At 63.1% G+C, this 16354-nt stretch carries 11 protein-coding genes; 6 read left to right on the top strand and 5 right to left on the bottom strand.

The genetic code is table 11. The annotated features are described in order from the left end of the window. The first annotated feature begins 150 nt into the window (after nt 1-150). Both FJY68_05075 and FJY68_05080 read left to right on the top strand, forming a co-directional pair. Nucleotides 151-1938: a hypothetical protein gene (locus tag FJY68_05075; GenBank protein MBM3331211.1), complete on the top strand. Its 1788-nt coding sequence runs from the start codon at nt 151-153 to the stop codon at nt 1936-1938. A 94-nt stretch (nt 1939-2032) separates the two neighbouring features. Further along, nucleotides 2033-2581 (top strand): T9SS type A sorting domain-containing protein, encoded by a 549-nt coding sequence (locus FJY68_05080; GenBank protein MBM3331212.1) that lies wholly within the window; start codon nt 2033-2035, stop codon nt 2579-2581. A 506-nt stretch (nt 2582-3087) separates the two neighbouring features. Here the strand turns inward: FJY68_05080 and FJY68_05085 are convergent. Next, nucleotides 3088-3420, bottom strand: a complete 333-nt coding sequence (locus tag FJY68_05085) for a hypothetical protein (protein ID MBM3331213.1) — start codon at nt 3418-3420, stop codon at nt 3088-3090. Then, a complete protein-coding gene (locus FJY68_05090) occupies nt 3417-3758 on the bottom strand; it encodes a hypothetical protein (protein MBM3331214.1) in 342 nt (113 codons plus the stop codon). The genes FJY68_05085 and FJY68_05090 overlap by 4 nt, the downstream gene beginning before the upstream one ends. Nucleotides 3759-3943: 185 nt before the next feature. On the opposite strand from FJY68_05090, the gene FJY68_05095 reads away from it, so the two are divergent. Next, the gene (locus tag FJY68_05095; GenBank protein ID MBM3331215.1) at nt 3944-4636 is read left to right on the top strand and encodes a hypothetical protein; all 693 of its coding nucleotides are present in this window, start codon (nt 3944-3946) and stop codon (nt 4634-4636) included. 50 nt (nt 4637-4686) lie between these two features. Here FJY68_05095 and FJY68_05100 read toward each other — a convergent pair whose 3' ends face one another. Continuing rightward, nucleotides 4687-6099: a hypothetical protein gene (locus tag FJY68_05100; protein ID MBM3331216.1), complete on the bottom strand. Its 1413-nt coding sequence runs from the start codon at nt 6097-6099 to the stop codon at nt 4687-4689. A gap of 18 nt (nt 6100-6117) precedes the next feature. Then, nucleotides 6118-7851, bottom strand: a complete 1734-nt coding sequence (locus tag FJY68_05105; GenBank protein ID MBM3331217.1) for a urocanate hydratase — start codon at nt 7849-7851, stop codon at nt 6118-6120. 93 nt (nt 7852-7944) lie between these two features. Between FJY68_05105 and FJY68_05110 the strand changes: the two genes are divergently transcribed. From FJY68_05110 to priA, 3 genes are all read left to right on the top strand, one after another. Further along, nucleotides 7945-9720 carry a hypothetical protein gene (locus FJY68_05110; protein ID MBM3331218.1) on the top strand — a complete coding sequence of 592 codons (1776 nt, stop codon included), beginning with the start codon at nt 7945-7947 and terminating at the stop codon, nt 9718-9720. Beyond that, nucleotides 9710-13117 (top strand): hypothetical protein, encoded by a 3408-nt coding sequence (locus FJY68_05115; GenBank protein MBM3331219.1) that lies wholly within the window; start codon nt 9710-9712, stop codon nt 13115-13117. The genes FJY68_05110 and FJY68_05115 overlap by 11 nt, the downstream gene beginning before the upstream one ends. Nucleotides 13118-13192: 75 nt before the next feature. Beyond that, complete coding sequence (gene priA / locus FJY68_05120; protein ID MBM3331220.1) at nt 13193-15142, top strand: primosomal protein N'; 1950 nt, start codon at nt 13193-13195, stop codon at nt 15140-15142. Between the two features lie 30 nt (nt 15143-15172). On the opposite strand, the gene FJY68_05125 is transcribed toward priA, so the two are convergent. Continuing rightward, nucleotides 15173-15934, bottom strand: a complete 762-nt coding sequence (locus tag FJY68_05125; GenBank protein ID MBM3331221.1) for a hypothetical protein — start codon at nt 15932-15934, stop codon at nt 15173-15175. Nucleotides 15935-16354 lie beyond the last annotated feature (420 nt).

The following is a 16354-nucleotide window of genomic DNA, read 5'->3' on the forward strand; positions in this document are numbered from 1 at the left end:
GACCTTGGGGCACCTGCCGGCTCACAGTCACACCGAAGATGGTGAAGTCCGAGTAATGAGCGTGGAAAGGTGCGTGGACATGGCGGCACCGAGCCAACAAGAAACAGACTGCCTGCTTCGGTGCGGCAGGCGAATGAACGGAGGTACAGAATGCGAAAGGCAAGTGTGGTAGTGCTACTGTGCGTCGGCATCTTGTTCGCGGCGGGTCCGACCATGCAAATGCAGCCAGTCGGCAGGGTCCGCGTCAACTATCTGCCGACCGGTGTGCCGCAACACATCAATCTGCAAGGGTATCTGACCGACACCACCGGCAATCCAATCAACGGCAGCAAGTCGATGAGGTTCGACATCTTCCGCGGCGGCAGTTCGGTCTGGAACGAGACACAGACGGTAGACGTCGATGGCGGGCTGTTCTCGGTCGTAATGGGCAGCACGACGCCGATTCCGTACAGCGTGTTCGAGCCCGGTACAACGTGCGAGCTGCAGTTGACGATCGGGGGGCAGGCACTCTCGCCGCGCGTGGAAATGACGAGCGTAGGGCACGCCTACCGAAGTGTGAAGAGCGACACAGCAGTCTATGCGCTGTCCGGCCAGAATCAGCAGTACGTTGACAGCGCGGGGGGTGCAGTCAGGGTTGGCGGGCTGAATCTGACCGGGATTGACTCACGCTACGTCAACGAGGGGCAGTCGAACTCGGTGACCAAGGCGATGATAGTGGCAAACGCGATAGACAGCAGCAAGATCGCAACAGATGCCGTTACCAGCTACGAGATCGAGGCCGGCGCCGTCGGCAGCGCCGAATTGGGGTTCGCCAGCGTGACGTCGGCAAAGATACTTGACGGTACCATCGCCGCTGCCGACCTCAACCAGATGGGTGCGACGACTAACCAAGTGATCAAGTGGACAGGCTCTGCATGGGCGCCTCGGAACGACAGTCTTGGTGCCGGCGACAACACGTGGATGCGGTCGGGCTCGGACAGCGTCCTCTACACCGTCAACCAGCTCGGTCTCGCCAAGGGCGGGGCGAGCAACCTGCTCTACGGCACCAACCGTTTCACCCACGTCAACTTTGGCGTCTCCTGTACCACCGGGGCTTCGGGCCAGGACTATTCCTACGCGACGGTCAGCGGCGGGTACGCCAACAAAGCCGACGGCAGTGGCTGTGCAACGGTCGGCGGCGGAAACCGCAACGCGGCGAGCGGTCAGTACGCGACGGTCGGCGGCGGGGACGAGAACTCCGCAGGCGGACGCTACGCCACGGTCCCGGGAGGAAACGACTGCATCGCTGCGGCCGACTACAGCTTCGCCGTTGGCGACAACTCGGAGGTAGTGTTTGACCACGGAAACTCGGCCGCCTTCAATGGACAGACCACAACGGCCTCGGGTCAGACCCGCGTCGGCATTCTATCCAAGGCCTCTGGCTCTTTCACGATTGACCACCCGCTAGACCCACGCGGCAAGATACTCAATCACTACTTCGTGGAATCGCCCGACATGTCGAACGTCTACTCCGGTTCGGTTGTGTTGAGTGCGTCGGGTAGAGGCGAAGTCAGCCTGCCCGACTACTTCGATGCGCTCAACCGCAACCCGCGCGTGCAGCTAACTGGGGTAGGGACGACCGAAGTCGTCTACGTGGCCGAGGATATCAACGGGAATCGGTTCGTGGTCGGCGGCAAGCCGGGCGCGAAGGTCTACTGGCAGGTGACCGGCGACCGAAAGGACCCGTCAGCCGAGATAACCAGAATCATCATGCCGGTTGAGCAGCCGAAGACCGGCCAGCTTGCCGGCCATTCCCTGGACGACGACTTCCTGCGCAGCACCAAAGGTCAGCTGGAACGGATGGGCGCGGGCGGGCAGTTCAGTTTCCGCACCGCTGAAGGCCGCAAGCTGTACGAGAGGATCGAGCGTCACGCCGAGCAGCAAGGGGGCGAAAGATGAGCCGCGTTGACTACTTGCTGGCGGTCCGCGTCGTGAATCTCGTATGTCTCTCACTCACGTTCGGCCAATACTACCGCTGCGACTGGAGCATTAGATGGTGAGGGCTACGAGCCTGTTCATCGCGTTGCTGACTACGGGGCTGGCCCACGCCCAACCGTACCTGCTCAGAGCGGCTGTGATCGACGGCGGTGGGACGGGGCTGGTATCGTCGGAGTATGTCTGTGGTCTGAGCATCGGGCAGCAGGCCGCATCGGGCGTGCTGACGGCTGGCCAGTATCGTGCCGTGCTCGGCTTCTGGCACAGCCCGTACGGAGGTGGCCTTCCAGGCATCGCGGAACCTGAAGCCGGCAGCCGAGCGGTGCCGTTGGTCTTTGACCTCGGGCAGAGCTTCCCGAATCCGTTCGGCAGGATGACCACCATCAGCTACTCACTGGCACGGGAATCGGATGTTGAGCTACGAGTCTACAACTCAGTGGGACGTGTCGTGACGACCTTGGTCAGCGGCATGCAGAGACCGGGCAGATACGCGGTATCGTGGGACGTTCGCGGTGTTCCGGCAGCCAAGCTGCCGTGCGGCACCTACTTCTGCCGGCTGGAAGCCGGAGAGTTCACGGCCACGCGGAAGATGGTGAAAACGGACTGAGAGGGTGGAAGAACGCGGTATGGCCAGGGGCGCGGGAAACCGCGCCCCTCGGCTTCCAGCCGCGAGTCGCCACAAGAAGACCCCTCAATCAGCAGCGAGGCGCGAGCGAGTGCGCTGTTCTGACTTTGGCTTGCTGCGCTTCTTAGTCTCGGCCTCAAAGCTACGGTCGGTCGGACGCGGGGCGTTACGGCTGCTTGACCTAGCGTAGCCTACTTCTACAATCTCGTTGTGACTGAACAGACGGACAGATTCAAGCTGGTCGTGCCGTTCAAGCCTCAAGGTGATCGACCTTGAGCCATCGCAGCAGGCGGTAGCTAGTCCAAGGCCAGGCTGAAGCGCAGGGCGCGGTTGACCGCAGCAGTCTGAACGGAAGTGCGTAGAGCTTCCACGCCGCACCCCGGCGTCAACAGCTTCAGGCACGGCCTGCATGATCAAACTCGTCGCTCTTGGCGTCCTTGGCGAGCTTGGCGGTTGTCCGGCTTCGAGGAATTGTCGCCGGGTCGGCGCTACCGCCCGGATCGCGCGGCGAAGGCGAAGGCGTTGAAGTAGGTGCGCCAGCGGGCGGGCGAGGAGCCGTACCCGTTGTCGGCATAGAAGTAGTCGACAAGGACTTCGCGGAGGCGGGTGAGTTCTCTGAGTCGTCCGCGGTGCCGGGCGTCGGCTATCGTCAGGTCGAGCAGTTCGAGGGCGCGTTCAATCGCTTTCGTGCTGTATTCGGCGTTGCCGCGTTGCCGCCAGTTCAGTGCCCGCTCGACCTCGCTGCCCGTATTGGCCAGCTGTTCAGCCAGACTGAACTTGCACCATCGGCCCGCTGCCAGTTCCCGGTGCTGCGCCGTCACCGCGCCACCAGACGGCCGACCACTGCGAGTATGGCCTTGCGCGTTCCCGGGTCATCAACACCGCGGCTGCGGTTGCCCTGGGAGGGGCGGATGTTGATCATCGAGTCGAACTCGATCCAGTCTTCTTCACCAATCGCCGGGTACAGGTTTATGCCCCAGAGGTGGCGCTGGTCTGAGCCATCTTCGAGCAGCAGCGCCTCTTCGTCGGAGTGGAGTTCTCCACCGATCGCCATCAGGCCGCGCTCGACGTCCACGACTGCTTTGACCATGTCCCCGAACTGGGCTTTGGCCATCGCGTCGAGGTCGGCGAGCGGTATCTGTTGGCGGACAATGGTCATCGCTGCAAGTCTAGCTTTGTTGCAGGCGCGGTCAAGCCGCCCCGGGCCACCTGGGGGACTCACCACGAAGGCGCAGAGACACAAAGAGGGTGAGGACAGAAGTCAGCTCTGTCTGCTTGGCGTTCTTGGCGGTTCCCCTACCAAAGTGCTGGTTGACGATTGGCGGAAAGAGGCTAGATTGAACCGTGCTCGGCAGGTTCTTGTTCCGCTGGCGCGGAGTCATTGGTGTGCTCGCCTTCGGCGTGGTGTTCTGGCTGGCGAGGCCGACGGTCGGGTCGTGTCTCCTCGGTCTTCCGTTCCTGCTGGTCGGACTGGCGGTCAGGTTCTGGGCGTCGGGCTACATCGGCATAGAGGGACGGGTGAGGGAGATTGGCATGCGGAGTGAGAAGAGAGGAGCGAGGATGGAGGAGGGAGGAGCGCAGCGCAGCAGAATCGTGACTGGACCCTATCGAATCCTCAGGCATCCATTGTACATCGGCAACTTCCTGCTCGTTGCGGGAATGCTCCTGGCTCTACACCCGCCGATCTGGCTGAGTGCGGTTGTGATGGTTGGGTTCATTGCCGAGTACGCGGCGATTGTCGCAGCAGAGGAAGCGTATCTAGCCGGGCGCGGAGGCAATGCAGATTGCAAAACGCAGAGGGCAGAAGTGGCGGTCAGAGGGAGTGGAGAGTCGGGAGTGGGGAGTGGCGAGATCGACCGAAGTCAGAAGTCAGAATCCAGAAGGCAGAAGGCAGAAGTGCGAACAGCGAACGGCGAACGGCGAGAGGCGATGGACGAGTCGTTTGTGATGAGCCGGGCTCTGGTTGAGTGGCGGACGTGGGTGGTGACGGGAGCGGGCTGGGGGCTGGCGATTGCCAGAGCAGTCGTAGTGGACTAGGCTTGGGACACGATCCGAAATCCCGGGAGGATTTCGGTCATGTCCCTTCGCTAGCGGCGGGGGAGGATTTCAAACTCGGCGGTTGCGGAAGCGGTGTGTGAATCATCGGGTGACGCCAGCATATCCGTGACGCGGCTGATGAGCAGGTACGGGCCAGGCTTCAGGTCCATGGTGTGGACACGTTCGACCGCAACTCCGGTTGAACCTATCCCGGTGATGTAGCGCTGAGGCGCAGGCAGCACTGCCTTCTCGCGCGTCTCCCGTTGTACCAGTTCATAGTTGACCTGTGCGTTGTGGTTCCCGGTCGAGTCCTGGCCGAGATGGTAGATCTCGTACAGCACGTAGAACGATTGGCCGCTGCGGACGCGGGAGGCGACAAGCGGGACGACGCGCGTCCAGTCGAGGCGGTTGAACTGGGAGCTCTGGCTCGTGGAGTCAACCAGTGAGTAGAATAGAACATCGGACACCGGTTGGTTGCGACGCGCATAGTCAATCAGGTTCAGGTCCTGCACCTTCTTTGATGCCGCCTGGCCGTCGGCGGTGACGGCAGTGACGCTGAAGGTGTAGATATCAGCCGGAAGATTGAAGACCTCACGGCCGACGGCGAAGTCGACGGCGGTCGTGTCGGGAGGCATGGAGCAACTAAGCCAGGAAGAACTGTGCGCGGGCGTACCCTTGGCTCGCGGCACCAGGTCGATTGCCACGTTGATAAGTGGCTGCGATTGGGGCTGGAACTCGGCCAGAATGGTCCGCAAGGGAATGCCGAACGCAAGTTCGACCTCGACTGAGTCTCCATGCTGACTCAGGCGGCCCAACGATACCTCAAGCCCTAGCGGCCGAGTAGCGCTTGCGAACTCGGGTGCTGAACGTGCGAACACTGCCGGTTCCAGAGCAGGCATCATGGCGCGTGGACCATACCTGCTCTCTCCCACGATCTTGAAGGCGGTACCTGTCCGGACAAAGTCGTACTGGCGACCAAGCGAGTCGTATGACCAGATCTCCGCCGGGTTCACGAAGATGCGACTGGTCTCGGTGTCGATGAATCGGGTCTCGTACTGCTCGCGACGGGCCGGGCCGTGGCGGATGTATGTGCGTACCCGGTCGTCGTTCAGCAAATCGGTTGCACCGAAGTACATCCGGGCTTGGAGAGCTCGTTGGCGGTAGAAGATGGAGGGAGAAGGGAGGAGAGGGGAGGGAGAAGTAAGGACGGAGATCGGCGGGTTCTTCCAGAACCAGTCGAGATAGTCGGCTCGACTCATAGCGCTGCCGGCTGACGCGTACTGCTGTGCGGCGTCAGAAGCGAGTGCCGCCAGGACGAGGTAGTTGAGTCTCTCTTCGTCGGTGAGAGCGTCGGCAGGGGAGACCTGGCGGACTTGGGAGCAGGAAGAGAGGAAGAGCAGAAGGACTGCAAGATGCAGAATGCAGGCTGCAGATTGCAGATTGCGAGTCCGCTGGGTTGTCATCCGAGCCTGGTTGGTTCCTCAGATCATCGGTATGTTGACGCCTTTGGCGCGGGCGAGGGCCTGGGCGTCTTCGTACCCGGCATCGGCGTGGCGGGCAATGCCGGTTCCGGGGTCGTTGACCAGCACTCGCTTCAGTCGCTCGTCCATGTCCGGCGTGCCGTCGCAGACGATGACCTGGCCGGCGTGGATTGAGTAGCCGATGCCAACCCCGCCGCCGTGGTGGATGGAAACCCATGACGCGCCCGAGGCCACGTTCAGCATGGCGTTGAGCAGGGGCCAGTCGGCAATCGCGTCCGAGCCGTCCTTCATGGCTTCCGTTTCGCGGTTGGGCGACGCCACCGAGCCGGTGTCGAGGTGGTCGCGGCCGATGACTATGGGTGCACTGATACGTCCCTCGCGTACGGCCAGGTTGAATGCGAGGCCGGCCTTGTCACGTTCGCCGTAGCCGAGCCAGCAGATCCGACTGGGCAGGCCCTGGAATGGTATCTCGGCGCCGGCCCTCCTGATCCAGTTGACGAGCGCGGTGTTGTCCGGGAAGAGGTCGCAGATGATCCTGTCGGTCTCGGCAATGTCCTGCGGGTCGCCGGACAAAGCAGCCCAGCGGAACGGACCCTTTCCCTGGCAGAACAGGGGCCGAATGTAGGCGGGGACGAAGCCGGGGTATCTCCAGGCAGAGAGTGGTCGAGTGGTCGAGTGGTCCAGTGGTCTAGTGGCGGAGGTGCGGATTTCGGATTCGGGGAGGAAGCCACCTTCGATTGCCTTGCCGCGCAGGTTGTTGCCGTAGTCGAATGTTACAGCGCCCATCGACTGGAGTTTGAGCATCAGGCGGACGTGCTCGGCCATGGTGCGGAAGGATGCCTGCTTGTACGCTGCCGGGTCCGCGTTTCGCAGCTCGACGGCCTTGTCGAAGGAGATGCCGCTGGGGAAGTAGCCTCTCAGTTCGTCATGCGCCGAGGTCTGGTCGGTGAGCAGGTCGGGAATGACCTTGCGCTCGGCCATGCGCGCGAGCAGGTCCACGATGTTCCCGGTCCAGGCGATACTGGTTGCTTGTCGGTGGGACTTGGCGTCAACGGCGCGGTCAATCGCCTTGTCGAGGTCAAGGATGTTCTCGTCGAGGTAGCGAGGCTTCTTACTGGCCAGTCGCCGGGCAACACGGGTTGGGTCGACCTCGGCTCCGAGATAGGTCGCGCCGGCCATGGTTGCGGCCAGCGGTTGGGCCCCGCTCATGCCGCCCAGCCCTCCGGATACGACCAGTCGGCCGGCAAGGTCCGGTGTCCCGAAGTGCTTCCTGCCAGCGGCGACGAACGTCTCGTGCGTGCCCTGCAGAATCCCCTGCGTACCGATGTAGATCCAGGAACCGGCGGTCATCTGGCCGTACATGATGAGCCCCGCTGCTTCTAGTTCATCGAAGTAGGGCTTGGTGGCCCAGTGCGGGACCAGGTTGGAGTTGGCAATCAGCACGCGCGGGGCATGCGGCCAGGTACGGAACACTGCAACCGGCTTGCCTGACTGGACCAGCAGGGTTTCGTCATTCTCAAGCGCCTTGAGGGTGCGGACGATGACGTGGAAGCAGTCCCAATTGCGGGCGGCCCGACCGGTGCCGCCGTAGACGATAAGCTGTTCCGGCTTCTCGGCGACCTCCGGGTCGAGGTTGTTCATGAGCATCCGCAGGGCTGCTTCCTGGTGCCAGCCTTTGCAGTTGAGGGCAGACCCACGGGGAGCTCTGATTGGTGTGGAATCTGGGCGGTTCATTGAGTTTATATCTCCTGTGTCAGATTATACGCCAGTAGGCATGATGTCAATCGGCGAGCTTGCACGGCGCGGACAAGCCGGTATTATCAGCCGTTGATCCCCGCGCTGCTTCTGTGCCTGGTCGGACAGCTTCGCACCGGCGACACACTCGAGGCGGTAAGATACCAGGGCAATCATACCTTCAACCGTGAGGCGTTTGCCACCCTGGTGACGGCCCGGCCAAGGAAGCCATCCAGCGAAGCCCAACTCAATGGTGACGTCGCGACCCTTGAGGCATTCTATCACAATGAGGGTTTCCACCTGGTCGGAATCGAGAAGCAGATCACGCGCGGAAGGCGGCGGCCGATCGTTACGTTCCGCATTACCGAGGGCCCGCGCACGAGGGTGAATGCGATAGCCATCTCGGGCAATGCGACGGTTGGGACTGACCGGCTGCTCAAGCAGCTTCTGGTCAAGCCGGGACGCTTCTTCTCCGTGGGCGAATTCCTCCAGAGCGCGGAAGCCATCCGGACGTACTACCTCAATTCCGGCTACCCGTTCGTCCAGGTGCGATCCGACACGACGTTGGGCGACACGTTCGCCACGGTCACATACGAAGTCGATGAGGGCCAGTTGTGCCACATCAGCAAGGTGCTGGTGCGCGGCAACAAGACGGTGCGGACAGGAACGGTGTTGCGCGCCTCGGAGGTGAAGCCGGGCGAGCAGTTCAGCCAGAAGCACCTGCGCGAAGCGCAGCGCCGGTTGTATGCGACCAAGCTGTTTGGCCGGGTTGTGTATTATGTCATTGCGGACAGTGGTCGGGAGACACGGGCCGATGACCAGGCCGGGCCGGGCTGTGTCATCATTCGGTTCGACGTGGTCGAGCAGGCCCACCGGGGCGTGTCTCTGGGCGCCGGGGTCGAGATTCCGCCCCGACTGTTGCTCTCGGCCGGATGGGAGCACTACAACCTGTTCAACCTCGGGCATACGCTGATCGTCGGCGGCGAGTTCAGCCCGACGCTTCCCTGGAGCTACCGGGTTGGGTTCGACGGTACGTACCGGGTGCCCTACCTGATCCTGACCCGGATAGACTTCCAGACTCACCCCTACTTTTCATACGAGCTGGTCGACACGACTCCGACGCGGGAGATCGGGATTGAGACCGGCATGAGTCGGAACGTCGTTCCCCAGTTTGTTGTCGGACTGACCAATCGCCTCCGGCTCGTTGCTGACACCGCCAACGGCATCACCAACTCGCTGGCCCTGACCGGTCACTACGACACCCGCAACGACATCTTCAACCCCAGCCAGGGATTGTCGGTCCATGTCGCGGTCGAAGGCGCGGGCGGGCCGTTGCGGGGCGATAATGACCTGTACAAACTGACCGGAGACATGCGCTGGTACCAGAAGATGGGCATAGTGCCGGCACGGCTGGAGCAGGTCAGCGGCGACTTCGTAGTTGCGGTGCGGGCAATGGCCGGCAGGGTCTTACCCTACGGAAGGTCAAGAGAAAAGCCGGCCTCGCTGCAGGTGCCGTACTATGAGGCCTTCACTCTGGGCGGTGGAAACAGCATCCGCGGGTACGCAGACCGTTCCATCGGACCGGACAGCTCGGAGTTGGGCCAGTATCGCTTCGGCACCGCCGTGGCCAACGGCAACATTGAGTTGCGTACGCCCTACATACTGAACTGGGTCGGGCTGGTAGGTTTCTTTGATGTGGGCGACGTGGGCTGGGACTTCCGGATGCGGGTCTACGAGTACAGCGCGGGAGCGGGCATCCGGGTAAGGACTCCAATCGGGCCGGTCAGGCTTGACTGGGGCAAGCGATTGCGGAATCCGCCAGACGGGGATTTCGGTCGTTTCTACGTGGGGCTGTTGCATGCGTTCTAACTTCTGGCGGCTGCTGTTTGGCCTCCTGGTTGCGCTGGCCGCCCCGATCATCGTTGTCCTCTTGTTGGCCGTGCTCATTCTGTCGGTGCCGTCGGTTGGCAGGTATGTGCTCGGCGCGGCGCTGGTTCGCGCGGCGCCGCGTGCAGGTCTGAAGGTGACGCTCGGGCGGATCGAGGGCAACATCATGGGGAGTATCACGTTTACCGACCTCAAGGCAGTGCTGGGCCCCGATTCGCTGAAGGTGAGGAAGCTGTCTCTGACCTACGATCCGCTGGCTTCCATCGTGCATCGCAGTTTTTCGACATCAGTGGCAACAGCGGTCGAGCCGAGGCTCTTCGTCAGTTCGGTGCGGCCCGCCTCAGGACCGCGTGACGGTGACCGTCACACCTATCCTCCCATCCGGATCGGGCAGCTCCGCGTTCTCGATGGCAGCGTCTACGTCGACGCGGTGGAGCGCGTCGACTCCGTGGACCTGGACCTCAGCCTGGCGTCCGAACCGGCGCAGCTGCAGACCCGGGTTTCCGATGTCAGAGCGCGCTTCCCGCGTGAACGAGTCTGGCTGAAAGACCTGGCCGGCAACGCGCGTCTGACACCGGATTCGCTCGTGGTGACCGGGCTGACAGCGAAGACCGCTGCCTCATCGCTACGCGCCGGGCTGAAGATGGCGTTCCAGCCGAACTCCCTGGTCCTGCAGCTTGAAAGCCTCTCCGTCGCCCTGCCGGAACTCACTCCCTTTCCCGGGCGCATCAAGCTGAATGGTGCTGCGAGACTGGACCAGAACCAGCCCTCAGGAAGCGTCCGGTTTGGAGCGGAGGGTCTTGCCTGGCGCAAGATCGAGTTGCCGACAATCAGCGGCCGGCTGGGACTTGACGATTCGGTTGTGCAGGTGACAATGGCGGGCGCAGACTCGCAACTCGGCAGTGCGGATTTGGCCGGCCGGGTGGACCTGCGCAAGCTCGACTACTCAGTTTCGGCAAGGCTGACCGGCATCCGTGCAAGACAGCTTCACTCGGCTCTGCCGGAGGCGAGAGCCGACGCCGAGATCGAGGTTTCGGGTCGCGGACTCGATTCAGTCGCCGTCGACGTCACGGTGCGGGCTCCTGATTTCGACATCGACCGCCTCTGGGTGACCGGTGTCTACAGAAGGGCCGGCCAGCTCGTTGCCGTTGATAGCTTTGAGCTGAGTGGACCAATCGGCAACGCCACGGGCCATGGTTCCTGGCAGGGTCGCAGGATCGAAGGCGAGGTCCGCATGGACAGTTTCGATCTCGGACAGTTGGCGAGGTTCGAGTTGCTGCAGGTGCAGGGTCGCGCCGCCGGCAACCTGAGTCTGGCCGGGACCATGGAAACGCTGGATGTTGTTTCTGGACTGTCAGTGACGGGTCTGGAAGTTGCCCGAGTCAGCGCGGCGAGAGCACACGTGGCTATTGCTGCAGCGCTGGGACGGGAGTTCTCCGGTCAGGTGCGGGTTGGAGTCACCGCGGCGAGATATGACGGATTCGCGGTAGATTCGGCGCAGCTGACCTGGCACGAACAGCAGTTCGGACTCGGGGTCTGGCGGCCCGGTATCTACGTCACGGCCAACGGAAGTGCCCGACTGGCAAGGGACGGTATTGGGATTGACGTCGCCGCGCTCCGAGTCACCGCCGGCAGGGAGGACCTGACCTTCGGCGATGCGTTCCACTTCGGGCTTCGGCGCGACTCGCTGAACATCCGCCTCTCCGCCGCGGGGCTGGCCGGCGGCGATGTGCGCGCGGCGTTTGCCCGGGCCGCCGGCAGGTCGCCTCGGATTGAGGCGACGGTGAGCCGGGTAGACCTCGCCAGACTCAAGGTGCTGACGGGCTTCGGGCCCGATCTGTCCGGTACTGCCAGTCTCAGTGTGGCAGGCAGTGATACGTTCGACGTTGCGATTGACGTCGAGAAACTCAGCATTCCCGAAGCCGACGTTGAACTGAGTCGGGTGCAGGGCAAGGCCCGCGTCAGCCGTTCGCGGGTGGAGTCCGACTACCTCTGGCTCGTCCGCCTCGACAGCAGCGCGGTCCCGGAGACGAGCGTTGTTTCCGGCTCACTCGAATACAAGACCGCAGGAGGTTTCGAACTGGGCGCCGTCGATCTGCGCGCCAGAATGCGTGATCCCGGTGTCTGGGTAGTTGCCTATCTCAAACCGTTCATGGTAGTGCAACAGGGCACTGTGTTCGGCGATCTGTCACTCAAGGGTAGCCTGGTGCGGCCGGTGCTTGAAGGGCGCGCGCGGATTTCCCAGGCCCGTCTCGGCGTGCCGGTGCTCGGCACGACCTTCGACCGGGTGAACGCCGAACTGGTGTTCGACGGCAACCGCGTGCACATCGAGAAGCTGACCGGCAGGTCGAACAACGGCAACGCGCTCGTTACCGGCTTCGTCGACCTCGGCCAGCGTTGGTACGTCGACTCGCTGCGCTTCCACGGTGACTTCAGCGGTACGACCATCAATCCGCGGCCGGAGATCTACGGCGTCATCGGCGGCAGCCTGGACGTCGACTGGAGGTCGGGCAGACCCTACTCGCTCTCCGGTACGGTGGACATCGAGGAAGCACTGGTGGCCTGGGATTTCGGACGGAGCTTCGGGAACGGTGCCCCCGATACTTCCCTTGTGTATGACCTCCGGGTGAGGGGCGAACGCAACATCTGGCTCAGGAACCAGCTGATGGACATGGAATTCGCCGCCGACCTGACGGTACGCAAGACGACCAGGGATGTCCTCTACTCGGGCGCGCTGAGCTCGCGGCAGGGCAGCGTCTACTACCTTGATCACACTCTGCGCGTTGACAGCGGCTCGGTGCGCTTCGACAATATCAACAACCTGAACCCGGAGTTCTACGTAACCGCCGCAATGCCGATCCGAGGTGCGTTGAGGGAGCAAGGTACGCCGGACACGGTAGTCGTGACGCTGACGGGCACCCTCGAGCAACCGAGCTTCGCTTTCCGGTCCGGACCGCCGATCTGGAACGAGACTGAGATCCTCTCCTTCCTAACGCTGAACGTGACCGAAGAACAGTTGAGACAGCTCTCAGCGTCGGAGCAGAAGGACGCGGTGACCAAGCTGCTGGGCAGTCGCCTGCTCGGCTACTTCCAGAACCAGGTTTCGAAGCGGGCGCGCGGGTTCGTCAACCTAGATTACCTCGAGTTCGAGAGTGAGCTGTGGGGCAGCAAGGAGACCAGGGTCACGGTCGGCAAGTACGTGGGCAGGAACCTCTACGTGTCCTACACCCAGAGCTTCAGCGGCCAGATGATCCCGTCCTTCCGGGTTGAATACTACATCAACCGCAAGAACCAGATCGTCGCCGAAGGCACTGCCCAAGGTGCTCCCGATGACCGATATCGGACATCGCTCCGCTACCAGTTCAAACTCCGGTACTGACATCGAGAATAGGCTGAGGCTAGGGTCGAGGTTAGGAAGACGGGACATTCCGAATCTCAACCTCGGCCTCAACCTGTGTCCGGCCTGAAGCGTGACGCGTTGAGCACAAAGCATTACTGCAATGTCGCGATACCCCATACCCGGCTGCATGAGCTGACCTACGAGTTCGACCGGGAGCACTTCCCCGAACTCGCGCCCGGGGCCTGCGTGCAGGTCCGGTTGCGGGGAAAGAAGGTGAAAGGACTCGTGCTTGAAGTCCTGAGCCGCAGTCCGGTGCCGAAGACCCTGTCGGTCGAGAAGCTCATCGAGCCGAGGCTTGTCCCTGACCAGCTTCTGCACCTGCTGCGCTGGGTGGGGGCGTACTACTTCGGCCGCATGGGGGAGGTGCTCGGCCTGGCACTGCCGCGCGGCATCTGCGGCTACGGTTTGCGCCGGTCTCGGGTTGTGCCGGCAGCCGCGACTCGGCCGGCGCCTTTCGTCCCTCTTCCTGCTGTCTCTGATCTTCGGTCTCTGCCTTTCGGTTTTCAGCCGTCGTTCGCCGTCTACGTCCAGACCAACTGCGGCACGCGGGAGGAGGTCGTCACCGGGTTCGTCGCGGCCGGGCTGGAACGGGGGACGGTGATTCTGTTGATGCCGGAATCAGACACCGAGGCCTGGGCAGACCGATTGCGTTCCCGAATCGGGATTGAGCCGGTTCGATACCATGGTGTCCAGAGCGTGTCGGACCGGAAGCAGACGTGGCGAGCGCTGCGCTCCGCCGAGCACTCGGTCATCATCGGTGTACGTTCCGCTGTGTTCTCCCCGGTCTCCGACCTCGCCGGCGTTGTCGTTCTGGATGAGCACGACAACGTCTTCAAGGAAGAGCGGCACCCACGTTTCAATGCGCGCGACGTGGCCATTGCCCGGTGCCGGCTCGCCGACTGCCCGGTGCTGCTCAGCGACCCATCTCCTTCGGCAGAGACCTGGTTGAACCTCCGCAACGGCCAGTACCGGGGCACGGAGCATCCCGCAGCCGCGCGCCGTCCGGCAACCGTTGCTGCTCTTGAGGGTGCCCCAGAGGTTCTGCCCGACACCCTCGTTGTTGACATGCGGAGGCACCGGGACGACGTGCTCTCTCCGTTGCTGGCGAACGCACTGAAGGATGCCGGGAGCGCCGGCGAATCCGCGGTCCTGTACATCAATCGCCGTGGGCTCAGCCGGTACGTGGCCTGCCGCGATTGCGGCAGTCCGCTTGTCTGTCCCGACTGCGCGGTTTCACTCGTGCTCTACTCCGGCGGTGACCTCCGCTGCCGCTACTGCGGCAAGACCGGCGCCGCTCCGGATGCCTGCCCGCTGTGCGGCGGGCTGGACTTCCGTCTCAAGGCGCCGGGCATCGAAATGGCGGCGCGCGAGGTAGCGCAGTTGCTGCCGGATGCCAAGGTTGCCGCCGTCATGACGGAGTCGGAAAGGCAGCCCTCGACCGAACCCGGGTCAGTCATCGTCGGCACGCGGGCGCTGCTCGGGATCCGCTGGCCGGCACGCGTAGGGGTGGTGGCAGCACTTGCGGTCGACTCCGATCTCTGCGTGCCCGACTTCCGGGCAAGGGAGCGGACGTTCCAGGTGCTCTCGGTGCTCTCAAGGCGCGCAGCGGAGCACGGAGCCACGCTGGTGCTGCAGACCAGCCGGCCCGATGACCCGGCCGTGCGGAGCGCGGTTGCCGGCGATGCGGCCGGCTTCCTGGACCAGGAACTGAAGCAGAGAGAGGAGTTGGGGTTTCCTCCCTATCGCCGGCTCGTGCTGGTCGAACTGATGGTGCAGAGCGGGACAGGGGCGAGTCAGCGCGGCGAGTGGCTTTGCCGCAGACTGGGAGGAGTTCAGGGGGTGGAAGCGCTCGGCCCGGTGCCGGTGCGGGGAAAGACGAACACGGTGCAGGTGATGGTCAAGGTCACCCGCAACATCCGGCTGGACCGGCTCGTTTCTCTCCGGCAGATCGAGGCAGACGGCGTCCGGGCCAAGGTTGACGTCGACCCGCTGGAAACCGTCTAGCGCAGCAGGACGCGGGACGCTACGAGGGCTTTATTTGCCGGCGGTCAGTCGCTCCAGGTTCTCCCGGATGGTCTTCACTTCCTTTGGATAGGCGACCGAGTCAACCAGGGCAGCAGCCTCCCGGAGCGCGGCACCGGCTGCTGCCGTATCCTTCATTACTTCGTATGCCACTCCGGCGTTGTTGGCGGCGGATGCCCTGAGTAGACGGACTGAATCGGGCAGGTCCCGACGCGCGCCCGAGTAGTAGGCGACCGCGCTATCCTGGTATCCCCGGCTCTGGAACAGCCAGCCAATCGTGAACCGAAGCCGCGCCGCGATCCCGGACGGGCCAGGATCCGCCGCCAGAGACCTCCGGAAGTGCTGGAGCGAGCGGTCAAGGTTGTCGGCTTCGTAGTCGCAGAAGGCCATGTAGGCTCTGATCGATGCCGACTCGCTGCGGGTCGCGCCCTTGAGCAGGGCGTTGAGTGCGGTCAGCGCCTCGTACCACTGGCGCCGCCCGAAGAACGAGTCAGGCCCGACGAGCTTCGGACCAAGCTTGTCGGTGAACGTTGCGTGTATGCTGCTGTCGAGGGTCACGTCGCCAAGCATGCGAGTGATGGAGATCAGGTCGTCCCGGCTGTTTGACAGCATCGGGATGGGTGCCGGCTCACCTGGTGGCCGCGTGAGTGCTCCCACTACCAGAACCACCAAGACGACCGCAACTACTCCGACGATTACCCACTGCATCACGCTGCTCGGAATCCGGAACTTCTTCTTCGGCCGCTGCTGACGGATGTTCTTCATCTTGGCCACGCAGCATCTTAGCCGGCCGTTGGCGGAAGTCAAACAGGCGGCAACCCGGCTCGCCGCCTGCGAGTAGCCGCGGCCAATCCGGGATCGATACTGGCCTTGATGGCCTGTCGGGAGCTGCTAGCTGACAGCCGTCAGCCGGCTTGAGCTTGTGCTGCGCCGCAGTCACCAACGGCCTCTTTCGCCACCTCCGCCGCAAGTAGCGCGAGCTCGGAGCCGCGCTAGTGATGCACCCAGCACTCCCTCGGGCAAGAGGATGGGCGTCAAGACTTCTCCACATAGGGGGGGCGAGCTAAGGGGTTGATTTGTATGATGTTACGTGTGGTGTCGTTTTGTGTGGTTGTGGCTGTTGACAGGAATGGGTGTTACGCTATGATGGCGTGCTAGCGCCGGGGGAACGGCGCGGGCCGCAACCCCGTCAGG

It is taken from the genome of candidate division WOR-3 bacterium (assembly GCA_016867815.1).
Lineage (GTDB): Bacteria > Hydrothermota > Tepidihabitantia > Tepidihabitantales > Tepidihabitantaceae > UBA2258.